This window comes from Kytococcus sp. HMSC28H12, from assembly GCF_001816045.1.
GTDB lineage: Bacteria > Actinomycetota > Actinomycetes > Actinomycetales > Dermatophilaceae > Kytococcus > Kytococcus schroeteri.
The window spans coordinates 1-16,331 of the sequence record NZ_KV824336.1 but is presented as its reverse complement, the minus strand read 5'-3'; the positions used below and the strand labels follow the sequence as shown (position 1 = coordinate 16,331).

At 73.3% G+C, this 16,331-nt stretch carries 13 protein-coding genes and 1 pseudogene; 1 reads left to right on the top strand and 13 read right to left on the bottom strand.

Annotation, left to right across the window (positions count from 1 at the left end):
• Positions 1–98: 98 nt before the first annotated feature.
• The 3 genes from tyrS to HMPREF3099_RS03125 all read right to left on the bottom strand — a co-directional run bounded on the left by tyrS (position 99) and on the right by HMPREF3099_RS03125 (position 3,487).
• Positions 99–1,415 (bottom strand): tyrosine--tRNA ligase, encoded by a 1,317-nt coding sequence (tyrS, locus tag HMPREF3099_RS03135; protein WP_237769717.1) that lies wholly within the window; start codon positions 1,413–1,415, stop codon positions 99–101.
• A 72-nt stretch (positions 1,416–1,487) separates the two neighbouring features.
• Positions 1,488–2,930, bottom strand: coding sequence for an argininosuccinate lyase (gene argH, locus HMPREF3099_RS03130; RefSeq protein WP_070703860.1), 1,443 nt, complete (start codon positions 2,928–2,930; stop codon positions 1,488–1,490).
• Positions 2,927–3,487, bottom strand: coding sequence for an arginine repressor (locus HMPREF3099_RS03125; RefSeq protein ID WP_070703858.1), 561 nt, complete (start codon positions 3,485–3,487; stop codon positions 2,927–2,929). Before HMPREF3099_RS03125 ends, argH begins: the two co-directional genes overlap by 4 nt.
• A 47-nt stretch (positions 3,488–3,534) precedes the next feature.
• On the opposite strand from HMPREF3099_RS03125, the gene HMPREF3099_RS03120 reads away from it, so the two are divergent.
• Positions 3,535–4,560, top strand: coding sequence for a heparan-alpha-glucosaminide N-acetyltransferase domain-containing protein (locus tag HMPREF3099_RS03120; protein WP_083323447.1), 1,026 nt, complete (start codon positions 3,535–3,537; stop codon positions 4,558–4,560).
• Here HMPREF3099_RS03120 and HMPREF3099_RS03115 read toward each other — a convergent pair.
• From HMPREF3099_RS03115 to HMPREF3099_RS03070, 10 genes and pseudogenes are all read right to left on the bottom strand, one after another.
• On the bottom strand, positions 4,531–5,325 hold the full coding sequence (locus HMPREF3099_RS03115) for an SDR family NAD(P)-dependent oxidoreductase (RefSeq protein ID WP_070703854.1): 795 nt from the start codon (positions 5,323–5,325) through the stop codon (positions 4,531–4,533). The genes HMPREF3099_RS03120 and HMPREF3099_RS03115 overlap by 30 nt on opposite strands.
• Entirely contained in the window at positions 5,318–7,858 is a 2,541-nt protein-coding gene (gene pheT, locus HMPREF3099_RS03110) for a phenylalanine--tRNA ligase subunit beta (protein WP_070703852.1), read from the bottom strand. The genes HMPREF3099_RS03115 and pheT overlap by 8 nt, the downstream gene beginning before the upstream one ends.
• A complete protein-coding gene (gene pheS, locus HMPREF3099_RS03105; protein WP_070703850.1) occupies positions 7,858–8,949 on the bottom strand; it encodes a phenylalanine--tRNA ligase subunit alpha in 1,092 nt (363 codons plus the stop codon). The genes pheT and pheS overlap by 1 nt, the downstream gene beginning before the upstream one ends.
• 30 nt (positions 8,950–8,979) lie before the next feature.
• A complete protein-coding gene (locus tag HMPREF3099_RS03100) occupies positions 8,980–9,789 on the bottom strand; it encodes a TrmH family RNA methyltransferase (RefSeq protein ID WP_237769716.1) in 810 nt (269 codons plus the stop codon).
• Between the two features lie 167 nt (positions 9,790–9,956).
• Positions 9,957–10,313 (bottom strand): annotated as a pseudogene (rplT, locus tag HMPREF3099_RS03095) (50S ribosomal protein L20); the annotation flags it as partial.
• A gap of 50 nt (positions 10,314–10,363) precedes the next feature.
• Complete coding sequence (gene rpmI, locus HMPREF3099_RS03090; protein WP_070703846.1) at positions 10,364–10,558, bottom strand: 50S ribosomal protein L35; 195 nt, start codon at positions 10,556–10,558, stop codon at positions 10,364–10,366.
• Between the two features lie 71 nt (positions 10,559–10,629).
• Positions 10,630–11,211, bottom strand: a complete 582-nt coding sequence (gene infC, locus HMPREF3099_RS03085; protein WP_371327504.1) for a translation initiation factor IF-3 — start codon at positions 11,209–11,211, stop codon at positions 10,630–10,632.
• Between the two features lie 315 nt (positions 11,212–11,526).
• On the bottom strand, positions 11,527–12,948 hold the full coding sequence (locus HMPREF3099_RS03080; protein ID WP_083323445.1) for a HisA/HisF-related TIM barrel protein: 1,422 nt from the start codon (positions 12,946–12,948) through the stop codon (positions 11,527–11,529).
• Entirely contained in the window at positions 12,945–13,571 is a 627-nt protein-coding gene (locus HMPREF3099_RS03075; RefSeq protein ID WP_070703841.1) for a hypothetical protein, read from the bottom strand. Before HMPREF3099_RS03075 ends, HMPREF3099_RS03080 begins: the two co-directional genes overlap by 4 nt.
• 52 nt (positions 13,572–13,623) lie before the next feature.
• Positions 13,624–16,331, bottom strand: a 2,708-nt coding sequence (locus tag HMPREF3099_RS03070; protein WP_070703839.1) for a bifunctional [glutamine synthetase] adenylyltransferase/[glutamine synthetase]-adenylyl-L-tyrosine phosphorylase, incomplete at its 5' end; no start/stop codon positions are given.

Here is a 16,331-nt window from a genome sequence, read left to right as displayed (position 1 = left end):
TGGGCAACGAGGAGGAACAATACACACCCAGCGGGCCCGACGCAAAACGGGCCGCCCGGGTGGTCCCCGGACGGCCCGTTCTGCGGACGGGATGCGGCTCAGCCGCCCTCGCTGAGGCGGGCTGCGGCCATCGACTTGCGACCACGACGCACGACGGCCACGCGCCCCGCGAGGAAGTCGTCCGCGGCGATGGCACCGTCGATCCCCTCGATCCGGGTTCCGTTGACCGACATCGCGCCCTCTGCGAGGAGTCGCTTGGCGGCCTTGCGGGAGTCGGCGAAGCCGCACGCCACCACGACGTCGATCCAGGCGTCGCCCACCTGGACGTCGGCACCGGCCAGCTCGGCGGTCGCATCCGTCAGGGCCCGGGGGTCCACGGCCGCCAGGTCACCCTTGCCGAAGAGCGCCTCGGCGGCCTGCTGGACGGCTGTCGTCGCGTCGTCACCGTGCACGAGCCGGGTCATGTCCTCGGCGAGCGCCTTCTGTGCCGCACGGCGGAAAGGCTCCTCGGCCACCTGGCGCTCCAGCTCGGCGATGTCCTCGGGGGAACGGTCGGTGAAGAGCTTGAGGTAGGAGACCACCGTGGCGTCGTCCGCGTTGACCCAGAACTGGTAGAAGGCCCACGGGGAGGTGAGCTCGGCATCCAGCCAAATGGCGTTCCCCTCGGACTTGCCGAACTTGCGGCCCGAGGCGTCCGTGACCAGCGGCGTGGAGAGCGCATGGACGGACTCCCCCGTGGTCCGGTGCACGTAGTCCACACCGCTGCTCAGGTTGCCCCACTGGTCGCCACCACCGATCTGCAACCGGCAGTCGTACTGCTCGTGCAGGTGGCCGTAGTCGAAGCCCTGCAGCAGCTGGTAGCTGAACTCGGTGTAGGAGATCCCCTCCTCGGAGGCCAGGCGCGCGGCGATGGCGTCCTTCTTGAGCATCTGGTTGACGCGGAAGTGCTTGCCGACGTCCCGCAGGAAGTCCAGCGCGCTCAGACCCCCGAACCAGTCGAGGTTGTTCACCGGGACCGCAGCGTTCTCCCCCTCGAAGTCGAGGAAGGGCCGCACCTGGTGGGCAATCGAGTCCACCCAGCCGCGCACGGTCTCCGGGCTGTTGAGGGTGCGCTCGGAGGTGGGACGCGGGTCGCCGATGAGGCCCGTGGACCCGCCGACGAGGACGAGCGGACGGTGGCCCGCCTGCTGGAGGCGGCGCATCGTGAGCAGCTGGACGAGGTGTCCCACGTGCAGGGAGGGTGCCGTCGGGTCGAATCCGCAGTAGAAGGTCACCGGCCCCCGGGCCATCAGGTCACGAAGGGCCTCGAGGTCCGTGGACTGGCCGATGAGGCCGCGCCACTGGAGCTCGTCGACCACCGCTGCACGGGTGCGCGCTGCTGCGCCGTCCACGGGGTTCCCGGTGTTCTCGCTCACGGCGCACACTGTGCCACAGGCCCCGCCTCCTCCCGGTGCGGGGTGGAGACGGGGCCCGTGCACGCCATCGGATCAGGCCTGCTGCGCGGAACGTCCTCCGGTGGCCGTCTGGACCTCGGCGGTGACGCGGTCCAGGGCCTCGGTGAGCTCCTGCCACTGCTCGGCCACCCGCACCGGCGCCGTCCCGCCGCGACCGTCGCGGGCCTCCACCGACCCGCGGACGTCGAGGACGGACCGCACCTCGGGGGTGAGCGCGGGGTGCACCTGTGCCAGGTCCTCGTCGGGCAGCTCGTCGAGCTCGATGCCGGCCGCCTCGCACCGCCGCACGCACTCCCCCGAGGCCTCGTGGGCGTCCCGGAAGGGCACGCCCTGGCGGACCATCCAGTCGGCGAGGTCGGTGGCCAGCGAGAACCCGCGCGGCGCGGAGGCCTCCATCGTGTCGGGGTGGAAGGTGAGGGTGCGCACCATGCCGGCCACCGCGGGGAGCAGCAGGACGGCGGTGTCGTGCGCGTCGAAGGCCGGCTCCTTGTCCTCCTGCAGGTCGCGGTTGTAGGCCAGTGGGAGTCCCTTGAGCGTGGCCATGAGGCCCGCCAGGTCCCCGATGAGTCGTCCGCTCTTGCCGCGGGCCAGTTCGGCGACGTCGGGGTTCTTCTTCTGCGGCATGATGCTGGAGCCGGTGGAGAAGGCGTCCGAGAGCGTCACGTAGCGGAACTCCGCGGTGGCCCAGAGGATCACCTCCTCGCTGAGGCGTGACATCGAGATGCCCAGCTGGGCGATGACGAAGCAGAACTCGGCCACCAGGTCACGCGAGGCGGTGCCGTCGATGCTGTTGGGCACCGAGTCGCTGAAGCCCAGCTCGTGGGCCACGGAGACGGGGTCCAGCCCGAGGGAGGTCCCGGCCAGGGCGGCCGACCCGTAGGCAGACCGGTCGAGTCGGCACGCGAGGTCCCGCAGCCGCTCGAGATCACGGAGGAACGACCACGCGTGGGCGCCGAGGTGGTGGGCCAGCAGCACCGGCTGAGCGTGCTGCAGGTGAGTACGGCCCGGCATCACCGCGTCGGGGTGGCGACGGGACTGTTCCCCGAGGGCGTCGACCACGTCGGCCACCTGGTCGGCGACCTCGGCGATCGCGTCGCGCAGGTACAGGCGCACCTGGGTGGCGATCTGGTCGTTGCGCGAACGACCGGCGCGCAGACGGCCACCGACCTCCGGGCCGACCCGCTCCACGAGACCCCGCTCGAGGGCGGAGTGGACGTCCTCGTCCTCGGGCACGACCGTGAAGGTCCCCGCCTCGAGGTCGGCCTCCAACTGGTCCAGGCCGCCCACGATGGCGTCCCGGTCGGCCTCAGTGAGGATACCGGCGCGGTGCAGGGCCCGGGCGTGGGCGCGCGAGCCGGCGAGGTCGTAGGGCGCCAGGCGCATGTCGAAGTGGGTCGAGCGGCTCAGTGCCGTGAGGGCGTCGTCGCCGGCCCCTTCGAACCGACCGCCCCACAGGCCGCCTGCCTGCGGGCTCACTGATCGGCTCCGGCGGTGGTGTCGGGGTTCTGGTGCACTGGGGCTCCTTCGGTGTCGGTGCGTCGGGTGGCCAGGGTGAGCAGCTGGGCGGCGAGGCGCTCCCCCGCATCGGGGCCACCGCGGGCCACGAGCAGCAGGGTGTCGTCGCCCGCGACAGTGCCCAGGAGGGCGTCGAGCTCGGCCTGGTCGAGCATGCTGGCAAGGTACTGGGCAGCGCCCGGCGGGGTGCGGGCGACGACGAGGTTGCCGGTGGACTCGGCGCTCACGAGGAGGTCTCCCACCGCACGGCGGAGGCGGCCGGGGATCACCTCGGTGGCCTCGGCGGCACGCGGGGTGCGGTCGCCCCCGAGTCCGGGGACGGCGTACACGAGGGCTCCACCGTGGCGCACCTTGACCGCGCCCAACTCATCGAGGTCACGCGAGAGGGTGCCCTGCGACACCTCGACGCCGTGCGCACGCAGCATGTCCATGAGTTGTGGTTGTGTGTGCACGTCGTTCCGCGTCACCAGGTCGGCGATCAGCTGACGCCTCGCCGTGGGGGTGGTGGCTACTGGCATGACCTGAATATTTCACACACCTGCATGTTCATCCAAACGGGGTCGTCATGAGCTCTTCGCCGTCGTCAACTGCGCCTCGCCGGGAACTGGGACTCGACGCCGCCCGCGGCGCCTCGATCGTGGGCATGTTCGTCGCCCACTTCGCCCCGTCCGGTGGGCCCGGACAGCTGCTGAACCTCTCTGAGTTCTTCGCCGCGTCGCTGTTCGTCATGCTGGTGGGAGCAGGCACGGCCATCTCCGCTGAGCGCAACGGGTTCCTGCGCACGGTGGCCGGAATCATCCCGCGGGCCGTCGTCCTCGTCGTACTCGGTGCGTGGCTCGAGACCCAGGGTGCCCAGATCGCCATCGTGCTGCAGGCGCTGGCTGCAGCCGTCCTCGTCAGCCCGCTGCTGGCCCTGCTGCCCAGCTGGATCGTCGGGGTGGTCGCCGTCTCCTGCGTCGTCATCACCCCCCTGGCTCGGGACTGGTCCGTGCCGCTCTACCGGCGGGCCCTGCTGGAGGGCGATGACCTCCGCGCGACGATCCTGCACGTCGTGGCTGCCGACCCGCACTACCGACTCATCCCCTTCGTCGCCTACATGGCCGTCGGTGTCCTCCTGCTGCGGCACGCCCGACAGGGGCGCCTCCGCCAGCTCCTGCTGGCGTGCACCGGCCTCGCGCTCACGGCTGCGCTCATGGTCGGCCACCGCCTCGGCGTCCTGGTCATGGTCGCCGACTCCGGAAGCTGGGTAGAGACCCTGGCCAACACCGGCATGGCGGTCTGGGGGTTCACGACGGCATTCCTCCTGGCAGGCACCGTCCCCGCCCTCGCGAGGCCCCTCGCGACCATGGGTATGTCGGCCCTGAGCCTCTACGCCGCCCATGTGCTGGCAAGTGCCTGGTGGGCACGGCAGTACGGCCACGACAACTCGTGGACGCTCCTGGCCGCCTGCACCGTCGGAGGTCTCGCACTCGCCTGGCTCTGGCAGCGCTTCCTCCCCGGACGGGGCCCCGTCGAGCTCATCAGCGACTCAACGGCTGCCCTGGCCCGACGGCTCGTCCCCTCAGGCGAGAGGGTCGCCCGGCCCGTATGACCTGAGGCCCAGGGTGCGGGCCGGGCCGGAGGGGGTGACCTGCCGGAGCGTCTCCACCGTGTCCGCACCGGCCCGCACCATGCGCCCGGACCACGCGTCCAGGCGCCCGTCGGCCAGGGCCAACGCCAGTTCGACCACCTCCGCGGGCTCCGTCCAGTCGGTCCGGTCGTCGTGCATCGGCATGGAGGCGGTCATGTCCGTGCGGACCACCCCCGGGGCGAGGTCGAAGGCGCGCAGTGCCCGCTCCGCACCAGCCTCGTGGAGACCGCCGGTGATGCGGGAGAGCGCCGACTTGCTCGCCCCGTAGGCGGCGTAGGTGCCGGAGTTGCGCGTGCCGGAGCCCGAGTTGAGCATGACGACACGGCCACATCCGGCCTCGAGCATGCGGGGCGCCAGCGCGTGGGCCACCAGCAGCGGTCCCCGCACGTTCACCTCGATGACCCGCCAGAGCTCCTCGACGTCGACCTCCCACAGCGGGGCCTCGGTCTCGATGACGCCTGCGACCACGAGCGCGGCGTCGAGCCCGGCGTGCTCCTGCCAGGACGCAGCGACGACCTCGTCGACGGCCTCGGCGTCGGTCACCTCCAGGACGTGGCAGCTCACCGTCGCGCCGTGAGCGTGACAGTCGTCGGCCACCACGGCGAGGTCCCCGGCATCGCGGGCGGTGAGGGCGAGGTCCCACCCGGCCGCGGCGAACCCACGCGCCAGGTGGGCCCCGATGCCGCGGGAGGCCCCGACGACCAGGGCGGACCGGCGCTCAGCCACGGTGCTCCGCCCCGGTGCGCTCGGCAGCCAGGGCGATGGCGGCGTCGCGCGCCGCGTTGGTCTCCTCGTTGGTCAGCGTCCGGTCGGCGGCCCGGAAGGTCAGGCGCCACGCCGTGCTGCGCCGACCCTCGCCCACCTGCTCACCGGTGTACTGGTCGAACATCTCCACCGACTCCAGGTGCTCCCCCGCGCCCTCGCGCAGCGCGGACTCCAGGGCGGCGGCCGGCACCGATGCGTCGGTGACCAGTGCCACGTCCACCCGCGAGTGCGGCTGGGCGGAGAAGTCCTGGTGCGTGGAGACCTCCGGGGAGGCGGCCACGAGGGCGTCGACGTCGACCTCGAAGGCGACGGTGCGCTCCGGCAGCTCCAGCTCCGTCAGGCGCTGCGGGTGCAGCTCGCCGGCGTGGCCCCAGACGGTGCCGTCCGCGAGGACGAGACGTGCGCAGCGGCCGGGATGGAAGGGCGCGTGCTGCGCCTGTTCGACCGTGACCTCCACCCCGAAGCGGGACGCCAGGGAGAGCACGACCTCCAGCGCGTCGGACCACTCGGCGACGCGGGCCGGGCCCCACCAGCCCTGGCGCTCCCACTCGCCGGCGATGATGCCGGCGGCGTGGAACGGCTGGTGCGGCACGGCGTCGGCCAGGGCCGCGAGCATCTCCGCGGACGCGGGGACACCCACCTCCTGCACCGGGGCCACACCGTCGCCGTGGGGGATGACGACGCGCCCGAGCTCGTAGACCGCAGCCCGGCGCTGGCCGCGGGCCAGGTTGCGACGGGCGGCCGGCACGAGCGTCTGCAGCAGGTCCGTGCGCAGGAAGGGCTCCTCGGCGCGCAGCGGGTTGTGCAGGCGCACCGCGTTGCGGCGCGGGTCGTCCTCCGGGTAGCCCAGGCGGTCCCACTGCTCGGCGGAGGTCATGGGCAGCGTCACGACCTGGTGGAGGCCCGCATCGGCCAGGAGGTCCGCGGCGATGCGGCGGCGACGCTGCGACAGCGTCAGACCACGCCCGCCGGGGGCCTTGGGCAGGACCGAGGGGATGGCGTCGTAGCCACCCAGCCGAGCGACCTCCTCGACGAGGTCCTCGGGGATCCTCAGGTCCGGGCGCCAGGACGGCGGCAGGACGGTCACCACACCGTGGTCCCCCTCGGCGGCGTCGCCCCGGTCGGCGGTCACCTCGCACCCGATCATGCGCAGCCGCTCCACCACCGTGCGGCGGTCGTAGTCGACGCCGACGACGGCGCTCGGGCGGCCGGTGTCAAAGGCGAACGTCTCCGGCGCCGAGGTCTCGTCGACCTCGGTGAAGGCCTCCTCGGCCACTCCCCCGCCGAGATCCACGAGGAGGTCCACCGCCATCTGCGCGGCCGCCGGAGCGAGCTGCGGGTCGACCCGGCGCTCGTAGCGCTTGGAGGCCTCGGACACCAAGCGGTGGCGACGCGCGGTGCGGGCGATCCCGACGGCCTCGAAGTGGGCGGACTCCAGCAGGAGGTCGGTGGTGGTCTCCGAGATCTCGGAGTCCTGGCCACCCATGACACCGGCGAGGGCCACGGGGACACCACCGGAGGCGATGACGAGGTCCTCGGCGTCCAGGGTGCGCTCCCGGCCGTCGAGTGTGGTGAGCTTCTCCCCCGCCTGCGCCCGGCGCACCTCGATGCCACCGGACACCGCGCCCAGGTCGAAGGCGTGGAGGGGCTGGCCGACCGCCAGCATCACGTAGTTGGTGACGTCCACCACGAGCCCCAGCGGGCGCACCCCGGCGTCGGTGAGGCGCTTGGCCATCCAGCGCGGGGTCGGGCGGGAACGGTCGATGCCGCGCACCACACGAGCGACGTAGCGGTCGCAGCCCGGGACGCCGCGGACCGGCGCCTCGTCGCGGAGGGCCACCGGGACGCCCGGCCCGGAGGGCGTGTCGACCTCGAGCAGGGCGGGGTCGGTGAAGGTGGCGCCGGTCGAGTGCGCGTACTCGCGGGCCAGACCGCGGATGCTCATGGCGTAGCCACGGTCCGGGGTCACGTTCACCTCGATGGTCTCGGTGTCCAGGCCCAGCAGCGGCAGGGCGTCCTGGCCGGGCTCCAGGCCCGCGGACTGCTCACCCAGGTACTCGGTGAGCACGATGATGCCGTCGTGGTCGTCCCCCAGGCCGAGCTCGGAGGCTGAGCAGATCATGCCCGCCGACAGGTGGCCGTAGGTCTTGCGCTCGCTGATGGCGAAGCCGCCGGCCAGGACGGCCCCCGGCAGGGAGACGACCACGAGGTCCCCGGCGTCGAAGTTGTGCGCGCCGCAGACGATGCCCTGGGGCTCCCCGGTGCCGTTGGCATCCCCGACGTCCACCTGGCACCAGTTGATGGTCTTGCCGTTCTTCTGCGGCTCCGGCTCGCGCGAGAGCACGCGACCGACGACGACCGGACCGGTCACCATCGGCGCGCCGAGGGACTCCTCCTCGAAGCCCACCTTCACGAGGGCGGCCGCGACCTCGGCCCCGGTGGTGCCCGCGGGCAGGTCGACGTACTCGGACAGCCAGCTGATCGGGATGAGCATCAGACCTCCACCGTGAAGTTCGTGTTGAAGCGGACGTCGCCCTCGATGAGGTCGCGCAGGTCGCCGACGCCGTTGCGGAAGATGAGGGCGCGCTCCACGCCCATGCCGAACGCGAAGCCGGTGTAGACCTCGGGGTCCACCCCGCAGGCGCGCAGCACGTTCGGGTGGACCATGCCGCAGCCGCCCCACTCGATCCAACCGGTGCCGCCGCAGGTGCGGCAGGCGGTGTCCTCACCGCGGCAGACGGTGCACAGGAAGTCCATCTCCGCACTCGGCTCGGTGAAGGGGAAGAAGTTGGGACGCAGGCGGGTGGTGATCCCCTCGCCGAAAAGCTCGGCGGCGAAGTGGTCCAGGGTGCCGCGCAGGTGCGCCATGGTGAGGCCCTTGTCGACCGCCAGGCCCTCGATCTGGTGGAAGACCGGCAGGTGGGTGGCGTCGATCTCGTCGGTGCGGCCCACCTTGCCGGGGACCGCCACGTACAGCGGGGCACCGCGCTCGATGAGGGCGCGAGCCTGCACCGGGGAGGTGTGCGTGCGCATCACGAGGTTCCGCTCGGGCGGGTCGACGTAGAAGGTGTCGGCCTCGGCGCGGGCCGGGTGGTCAGCGTCGAAGTTGAGCGCGTCGAAGTTGAACCACTCCGCCTCGACCTCGGGGCCCTCGGCGATCTCCCAGCCCAGCCCGGTGAAGATCTCGGCCATGCGCTGCTGCACGAGCTCCACGGGGTGGCGGGAGCCGACGCTGCGCCGGGCCGGGAGGGCGGTGACGTCGACGGTCTCCTCGAGGAGGATCTGCTCGGCCCGCTGCGCCTGGAGGGCCTCCTCGCGGGCGGCCAGGACCTTGTTCACCCGCCCCTTGGCCTGACCGACGATGCGCCCGGCGTCCTTCTTCTGCTCGTTGGGCAGCTGGCCGATGCTGCGGTTGGCCAGGGAGAGCGGCGCGCGGTCACCGAGGTGGGCCAGGCGGGCAGTCTTCAGCTCCTCCAGGGAGCCGGCCGCCTCGAGGTCCGCGACGGCCTGCTCGACGAGCGCGTCGACGGCCTCCTGGGTGATCTCGGGGGCCGTCTCGGGCGGGGTGTGGTCCGGGCTCGACATGCCCCGCATCCTACGGCCCGGGGCGGCGCGTCAGGCGCGTGCGGGGTGCATCGCCGAGGCGTAGAGGCAGACGGCGGCGGCGGTGGCGAGATTGAGCGACTCGGCACGCCCCAGCAGGGGGACGGCCACCGCGTCGTCGCAGGCGGCCACCTGGGCGTCCGGCAGGCCGCGGGCCTCGTTGCCGAAGACCCACAGGTGGGGGCCGGTCAGGTCGGCCGCGGGCAGCGTCGTGGTGGCGTAGCCGTCGGCGGCCACGAGGCGCACGGAGCCGGCCGTCGCCTCACGCAGGACCTCGAAGGGGACGCCGGTGACCACCGGGAGGTGGTGCAGCGAGCCGGCCGTGGAGCGCACGACCTTGGGGTTGGTGACGTCGACCGAGGCGTCGGTGACCACGACGAAGGACGCACCGGCGGCGTCGGCAGCGCGCACGACCGTCCCGAGGTTGCCCGGGTCACGGACCTCCGAGAGCACCGCGCCGAAGCCCTCCCCCAGTCCCGGGAGCACCTCCTCGAGGGTGGCCGGGCGCCACCGGGCAACGGCCACGATGCCGGCGGGCGTGTCCGCATCGGCGATGGTGCGCAGCACCCCGGCGTCCACGAGGTGGGAGTGGACGGGCGTGGACTCGAGCAGCTCGCGGAACTCGGCCTGGGTGGTGAGGAAGTCCGCGGTGACGAAGACGTCCTCGGCGAGCTCGGGCTCGTGCCGCAGCAGCTCGCGGACGCACTGGGGGCCCTCCACGAGGTAGCGCCCGGTGCGCCGACGCGCCGAACGCCGGCCCAGCTGTGCCGCCGCCCGGACCCGCCCCGATGTGGAGGTCAGGTGGGTGTCACGGGGGAGCACGGTGGACCGGCGTTCGGTGGTGTGGTGGGAACTCAGGCGTTCGCGGCCACGTTCTCGGCCTCGCGAGAAGCCTCGACGGAGGCGCTGTCGCCAGCCTGGGCGGCAGCGGTGGCGGCCTTCTGGCCACGCGGGGCGGCGCCGGCGGTGGCGGTCTCGTCACCCTTGACGGCCGGGACGTTGGCGCGGGCGATCTCCACCAGGGCGGTGAAGGTGGCCGGGTCGTTGACGGCCAGCTCGGCCAGCATGCGGCGGTCGACCTCGACCTCCGCGATCTTCAGGCCCTGGATGAACCGGTTGTAGGTCATGCCGTTCGCGCGGGCCGCAGCGTTGATGCGCTGGATCCACAGACGGCGGAAGTCGCCCTTGCGGTCCTTGCGGTGGTCGAACGAGTAGACCAGCGAGTGGGTGACCTGCTCCTTGGCCTTGCGGTAGAGACGCGAGCGCTGGCCGCGGTAACCGCTGGCGCGCTCGAGAACGACTCGACGCTTCTTCTGGGCGTTGACTGCCCGCTTCACGCGTGCCACGTGGTAACTCCTTGAATCAGTAGGTAGGTGCTGGGGAGATCAGGCGCGGGTCAGATACCCAGCAGCTTCTTGATCTTCTTCTCGTCGGCCTTGGCCACCGGCACGTCGTTCACCAGGCGGCGGGCGTCGCTGGACGAACGCTCCTGGAACTTGTGGACGTGGCGGGCGCGCTGGCGCATGATCTTGCCGCTGCCGGTCACGCGGAAACGCTTCTTGGTACCGGAGTGGGTCTTGTTCTTCGGCATGGGCCGATCCCTTCGTTCTGACGGACAGGTGGGGCGGCACGGCGGAACCGTGCCGGGGAGGTCGGAGGACCTCAGGCTTCTGCGGGCGCCTCGGCGGCCTGCTGGGCCGGCGTCTCGGGCTGGTCGGACTCGCCCTTGCGCTCCCGCTTCTTGGCCTCCTGCTCCTTGCGGCGTGCCGCCTGGGCCTGGGCCTTGTTGCGGGTCGAGCCGAAGACCATGGTCATGTTGCGGCCGTCCTGCTTGGGCTTGCTCTCGACGACGCCCAGCTCGCTGATGTCCTCGGCCAGGCGCTGCAGCAGGCGGAAGCCCAGCTCGGGCTTCGACTGCTCGCGGCCACGGAACATGATGGTGACCTTGACCTTGTCGCCGGCGGACAGGAAGCGCTCGACGTGACCCTTCTTGGTCTCGTAGTCGTGCTGGTCGATCTTCGGCCGGAGCTTGATCTCCTTGATGACCGTGTTGACCTGCTTCTTGCGCGACTCACGGTCCTTCATGGCGTTCTCGTACTTGAACTTGCCGTAGTCCATGAGCTTGGCGACCGGAGGCTTGGCCATGGGAGCGACCTCCACGAGATCCAGGTCGGCCTCGGCTGCCAGACGCAGGGCGTCCTTGACGCGCACGATGCCGACCTGCTCGCCGTTGGGGCCGACCAACCGCACTTCCGGGACCCGGATGCGGTCGTTGATGCGGGGCTCGCTGATGGTGCTACTCCTTCGTCGGGTCGATGACGGGTGACGCTCGACCCCTCCTCCACACGAAGAAAGGGCCTCTCGGCACCTGCCGGAGAGACCCAGACCATGCAGCGGCCACCGCACGATGCGGGGCACCTCCCCCACCGAGGCCTTGCGGCCAAGGACTCAGGCGACGCCGCGTGGTGTCACGCGACGCACCGTGGGAGTGCACGACCCACGTACCGGATCGGCCGCAGGTGGAGACGGGGTCTCACTTCAGACGGACAGGATAGCCGGTCAGGCGTGTGGGTCCAAACCCAGGGCACTGACGACCACGCCGTCGACGCGGGAGCGGACCTCGACGTCCTCCAGGACGCCGGCGACCAGACGCCCCGCCTCGCGGTCGTCGCCCAGTCCCCGCAGCCCCAGGACGAGCTCGCCCTCCGGGCCGCTGCGCACCGCGACACCCGTGACCCGGGGGTCCTCCTTGAGCCGGCGCAGGCCGGCCAGCACCACCTCGTCGTCCACGGGGCGCCGCCACGGGATGCGGCGGGCCAGCGCACGCACCATCGAGGGCCGGACGACGCGCGCGGCCGGGGAGCCGGGATCGACGACCAGCGCCGGGGCCTCGTCGGAGAGCGCAGCCTGCGCCACCGTGTGGCCGCGGACCGGCACCGGGCGTGCGTCGGCCCGCCAGCGCGTGACCTCCTCGACCGTGGTGAACACCGGCAGCGCCGCCCAACCCTGCGGGGTGCGCACCTGCGCCACAGCCACGTCGGCGGCGTCCGCACCCTCCTCGGCGAGGACGCCCACGAACACGCGGGCGGTGTCGAGGGCGGCCACCAGGGCACCGTCGTCCAGCGGGTCCTCCCCCGGGCCGGGCAGCGCGGGGTCGAGGGCGCCGTCGTCGTCGTCGAACTCACCGCGCTGGAGGGAGCGCCCCTCCCAGGGAGTGCCGGCCGAGTCGGCGGTGGGGTCGGTGGGCGGGCCCGCGAGCTCACCGAGCAGACGCTGGGCCCGGCCCAGCTCCACGGCGCCCGCGTACAGCGCGGCCCCGAGGATGACCTCGCCGACCGCCGGGCCGTGGGGACCGCGGAGGCTCGAGACCGCCACGAGGTCGCCGGTGGTGCTCACCCCGCCGGAGGCCACGAGGGTCCCCTGCAGGTGCGCCGCGGCCTCACGGAGTCCTGCGAGGTCCGGTCCGGTCATGCGACCGTCGGCCCCGGCGGAGGCGACGACCCAACGGCGCGGCCCGAGAGCGCCCAACGCGGCCCAGTGGTCCGTGACCGGACCGAGGTCGAGATCGGTGCCCCGGGCCACCACGCGGCCGTCCCGGAGGTCGAGTCCGAGCTGGAGCTCCTCGCCGTACCGGGCAGCCAGGGCGCGCGCGGCCACCGGGTCCCGCCAGAGGGCCGAGGAGGCGGTGACGGCCACCGCGCCCCACCCGAGGGCGCGCTCCACGTCCTCGGTTGCGAGGACCCCGCCGGACACCTCCACGGGGACGCCGGCGGAACGCACCAGCTCGGCCATCAGCGCGTCGTTCGCGCCGCGCCCGGTGGCGCGGTCCAGGTCGACCAGGTGGAGTCGCTCGGCGCCCTGGGCGACCCAGTGGGCCACCGCCGCGCTCGGGTCGGCCAGCGAACCGTCCAGGTCCTGGGCGGTCCGCCCGCCGACGACGTCGACCGCCGGCCACAGCCGCAACGGCACACGAGCCCTCATCGTTCCTCCTCCTCGGCCCTCTCGGCCAGACGGTCGGACAGCACCCCCACGAAGCGCTGGACCTCGCGGGGGTCGGGTTCCACGCGCCGACTGCCCGGCAACGGGTCCGGCCGGCGGAACTCGGCGGCGCCGGGCAGCCCCAGCAGACCGGCCAGGCGCACCCCGAGGGCCACCGGGTCGGCGCCCGTCGCCCGCCCCCGGGAGACCAACCCCGTCACGGCATCGCCCTGGTCGGGTACGCCTGCCACCCGCGCGAGATGACGCGGACCACAGACCGGCAGGTCACCCAGTGGGTGGGGGCCCACCCCCGGCTGGGCCACGACCCAGTGCAGCTCGGCGTCACCCCCGTCGGCTGCCGCCACCACGAGCAGCCCGCCCCGCACCGTCATCCCCACGACGGGCAGCACCCTGTCCGGGACCGGCCGGCTCAGCGTGAGACCCAGGGCATCGCCGTAGGGTCCCAGGCCCGCGGGCACCGAGGCGGGGCGCACGACGGTCCACCCGTCGCCCCGCGCGTGGTCGGCGGAGACGACTCCCCCGGACAGCCAGTCGGCCACCGCATCCTGGTGCCCCCGGAACCACAGCAGGGTGGCCCCGGTGCGGGAGCGAGGGTCGGTGGTCACGCCCGGGATTCTACGGAGCGGACCCCGACCAGCGGCGCACGCGGTCGCCGGCTCAGGCGAAGAAGACGCGCTCCACCACGGCGCGAGCCCGGCGGGACCGCCGCAGGTACTCCTCGGTGAGCTCCGCCCCGGCGCCGGCAGGGCGCCCCATCGCGCGGGACACACCCTCCCGGTCGAGCGGGTCGGTGGGGATGGAGTCGCTCGCCCGGCCGCGCCAGAGCATGCTCGCGTCACGGACCTCCCCGGCCATCTCCCACGCCTCCGAGAGGGCCTCGGCGTCCGCGGCCGAGAGGAGCTCGTGGCCACGGAGCGCCGTCAGGGCCTGGCGCGTGCTCGCGGTACGCAGGTCCGCCAGCCGGGCGGCGTGCTCCATCTGGAGCATCTGCACCGTCCACTCGACGTCCGAGAGGCCGCCGCGGCCCAGCTTGAGGTGCAGCCGGGGGTCACCACCGCGGGGGATGCGCTCGGCCTCCATGCGGGCCTTGAGCACCCGCATCTCGCGCAGCGCCGCAGGCGTCAGACCCCCCTCGGGGTAGCGACGGGGGTCGACGAGGACCATCACCCGTGCGCAGAGCTCGGCATCGCCGGCGACCGGCCGGGCCCGGACGAGGGCCTGCGCCTCCCAGGGCGAGCTCCAGCGCTCGTAGTACTGCTCCAGGGAGGCGATGCCGCGCACCGTGGGCCCGCTGCGCCCCTCGGGCCGGAGGTCGATGTCGACCTCCAAAGGGGGCTCGGACCCGGCCACGAGCGTGGAACGCAGGGCCTTGAGGGCCGCGGTGGCGGCCTCCGCCCGCCCCGGTGCGTCGTCGTGCACGAGGAAGACGTCGGCATCGCTGGCGAAGCCCATCTCCCCACCACCGAGGCGCCCCATGCCGATGACGGCGACCCCGGTCGAGTCGCCGTCCAGGGCAGCCTCGAGCACCGCGTCGAGCAGGGCCTCGGCGGCGTTGGTGAGCCCCTCCTGGACCTGCGCGGAGTCCACCTGCCCCGTGAGGCGCCCGATGCCCAGGCGAAGGACCTCCGTGCGTCGCAGCACCCGGGCCGCCGTGGCCGCGTCCTCCACCGAGCCCGCACGGCCCACCGCACTGCGCATGCGCGAGACGACCGCCTCGCGCGAGGGCGGGACCAGGGCGTCCGGCTCGCCGAGCAGGCGCACCGCGTCCGGCCCGCGTTCCAGCAGGCCCGTGAGGTAGCGGCTCGCCGAGAGGACGTGCGCGAAGCGCTGGGCGGCGTGCCCCTCGTCGCGCAGCATCGCCATGTACCAGTGGGTCCCGCCCAGCGACTCGCTGATGCGGCGGAAGGCCAGCAGCCCCGCATCGGGGGCCGGCCAGCCGGCGAACCAGCCGAGCATCGCCGGCAGCAGCTGACGCTGAATGGCGGCGGTCCGCGAGACGCCCCGGGTGAGCGACTCCAGGTGGCGCACCGACCCCGCGGGGTCGGCGAAGCCCAGCGCGGCGAGGCGCTCGGTGACCGCGTCCGGCGACATCCGGGCCTGGGTGGGCGTGAGGTCCGAGAGGGCGGAGAGGACCGGGCGGTAGAACAATCGCTCGTGGAGGCGCCGGACCTCCTTGGACACCTCCGCCCAGCGCCGCTCCACCTCCTGGGCCGGGTCCTTGGTCCACCCCATCGCGCGGCCCAGGCGGCGCAGGTCGTCCTCGTCCACCGGCAGCAGGTGCGAACGCCGCAGGCGGTCGAGCTGGATGCGGTGCTCCAGGGCACGCAGGAGACGGTAGGCCGGGTCGAGCACGGCGGCGTCGGACCGGGCCACGTAACCGCCGGCCGCGAGCGCCGTGAGCCCCGGCAGGGTGCTGCCCGAGCGCAGCGACTCGTCGACTCGCCCGTGCACGAGCTGCAGCAGCTGCACGGAGAACTCGATGTCGCGCAGGCCCCCGGCGCCGAGCTTGAGCTGCCGCTTGGCCTCCGCGGCCGGGATGTGGGCCTCCACGCGGCGCCGCATGGCCTGCACCCCCTCCACGAAGCCGTCCCGGGTGGCCACCTGCCACACCATCGGGTCCACGAGGTCGACGAAGGCCTGCCCCAACTCGGGGTCGCCGGCGACCGGCCGCGCCTTGAGCAACGCCTGGAACTCCCAGGTGGAGGCCCACCGCTCGTAGTAGCCGCGGAAGGACTCCAGGGTGCGCACGAGCGGCCCGGCCTTGCCCTCCGGGCGCAGCGCGGCGTCCACCGGCCAGAGCGTGCCCTCGGCGGTGGTCGCGCCGCAGGCCTGCACCAGGCGGGTCGCGAGGCGTGCCCCGACCTGCAGGGCCCGGGCCTCCTCGACCCCCTCGGCCGGCTCCGCGGCGAAGATGACGTCCACGTCGCTCACGTAGTTGAGCTCGCGCCCGCCGGTCTTGCCCATGCCGATGACGGCCAGGCGCACGTCCTCGGCGTGGTCGACCTCGTGGCGCGCGATGACGAGCGCCGCCTCGAGGGCGCCGGCGGCCAGGTCCGCCAGGGCGGCGGCCACGGCGTCGACCACCTCGGTGGGGTCGGGGGCGGTGAGGTCGAGGCCGGCCACGCGCACCAGCTGACCGCGGTAGGCCACGCGGAGCGCGTCGTCGCCGCTCTCCCCCGCCGCCACGGCCTCGGAGACCGCCGCCACGAGCACCTCGCGGGCCTCCTCGGGGGTGGGCAGGGTCTCGGCGTCGAGCAGCTCGAGGTGCTCCGGGTGGCGCGCCAGGTGGTCACCGAGCACCTGGCTGGCCCCGAGCACCGCCACGAGACGTGCCAGGGGGCCCCGCTCGGCGTCGGGGCCGGCCG

Excerpts from the sequence above, each read along its gene's own strand:
- HMPREF3099_RS03125 (WP_070703858.1), bottom strand. The coding sequence starts at position 3,487 with ATGCCAGTAGCCACCACCCCCACGGCGAGGCGTCAGCTGATCGCCGAC.
- HMPREF3099_RS03120 (WP_083323447.1), top strand. The coding sequence starts at position 3,535 with ATGAGCTCTTCGCCGTCGTCAACTGCGCCTCGCCGGGAACTGGGACTC.
- pheT (WP_070703852.1), bottom strand. The coding sequence starts at position 7,858 with ATGCTCATCCCGATCAGCTGGCTGTCCGAGTACGTCGACCTGCCCGCG.
- pheS (WP_070703850.1), bottom strand. The coding sequence starts at position 8,949 with ATGTCGAGCCCGGACCACACCCCGCCCGAGACGGCCCCCGAGATCACC.
- rpmI (WP_070703846.1), bottom strand. The coding sequence starts at position 10,558 with ATGCCGAAGAACAAGACCCACTCCGGTACCAAGAAGCGTTTCCGCGTG.
- HMPREF3099_RS03080 (WP_083323445.1), bottom strand. The coding sequence starts at position 12,948 with ATGAGGGCTCGTGTGCCGTTGCGGCTGTGGCCGGCGGTCGACGTCGTC.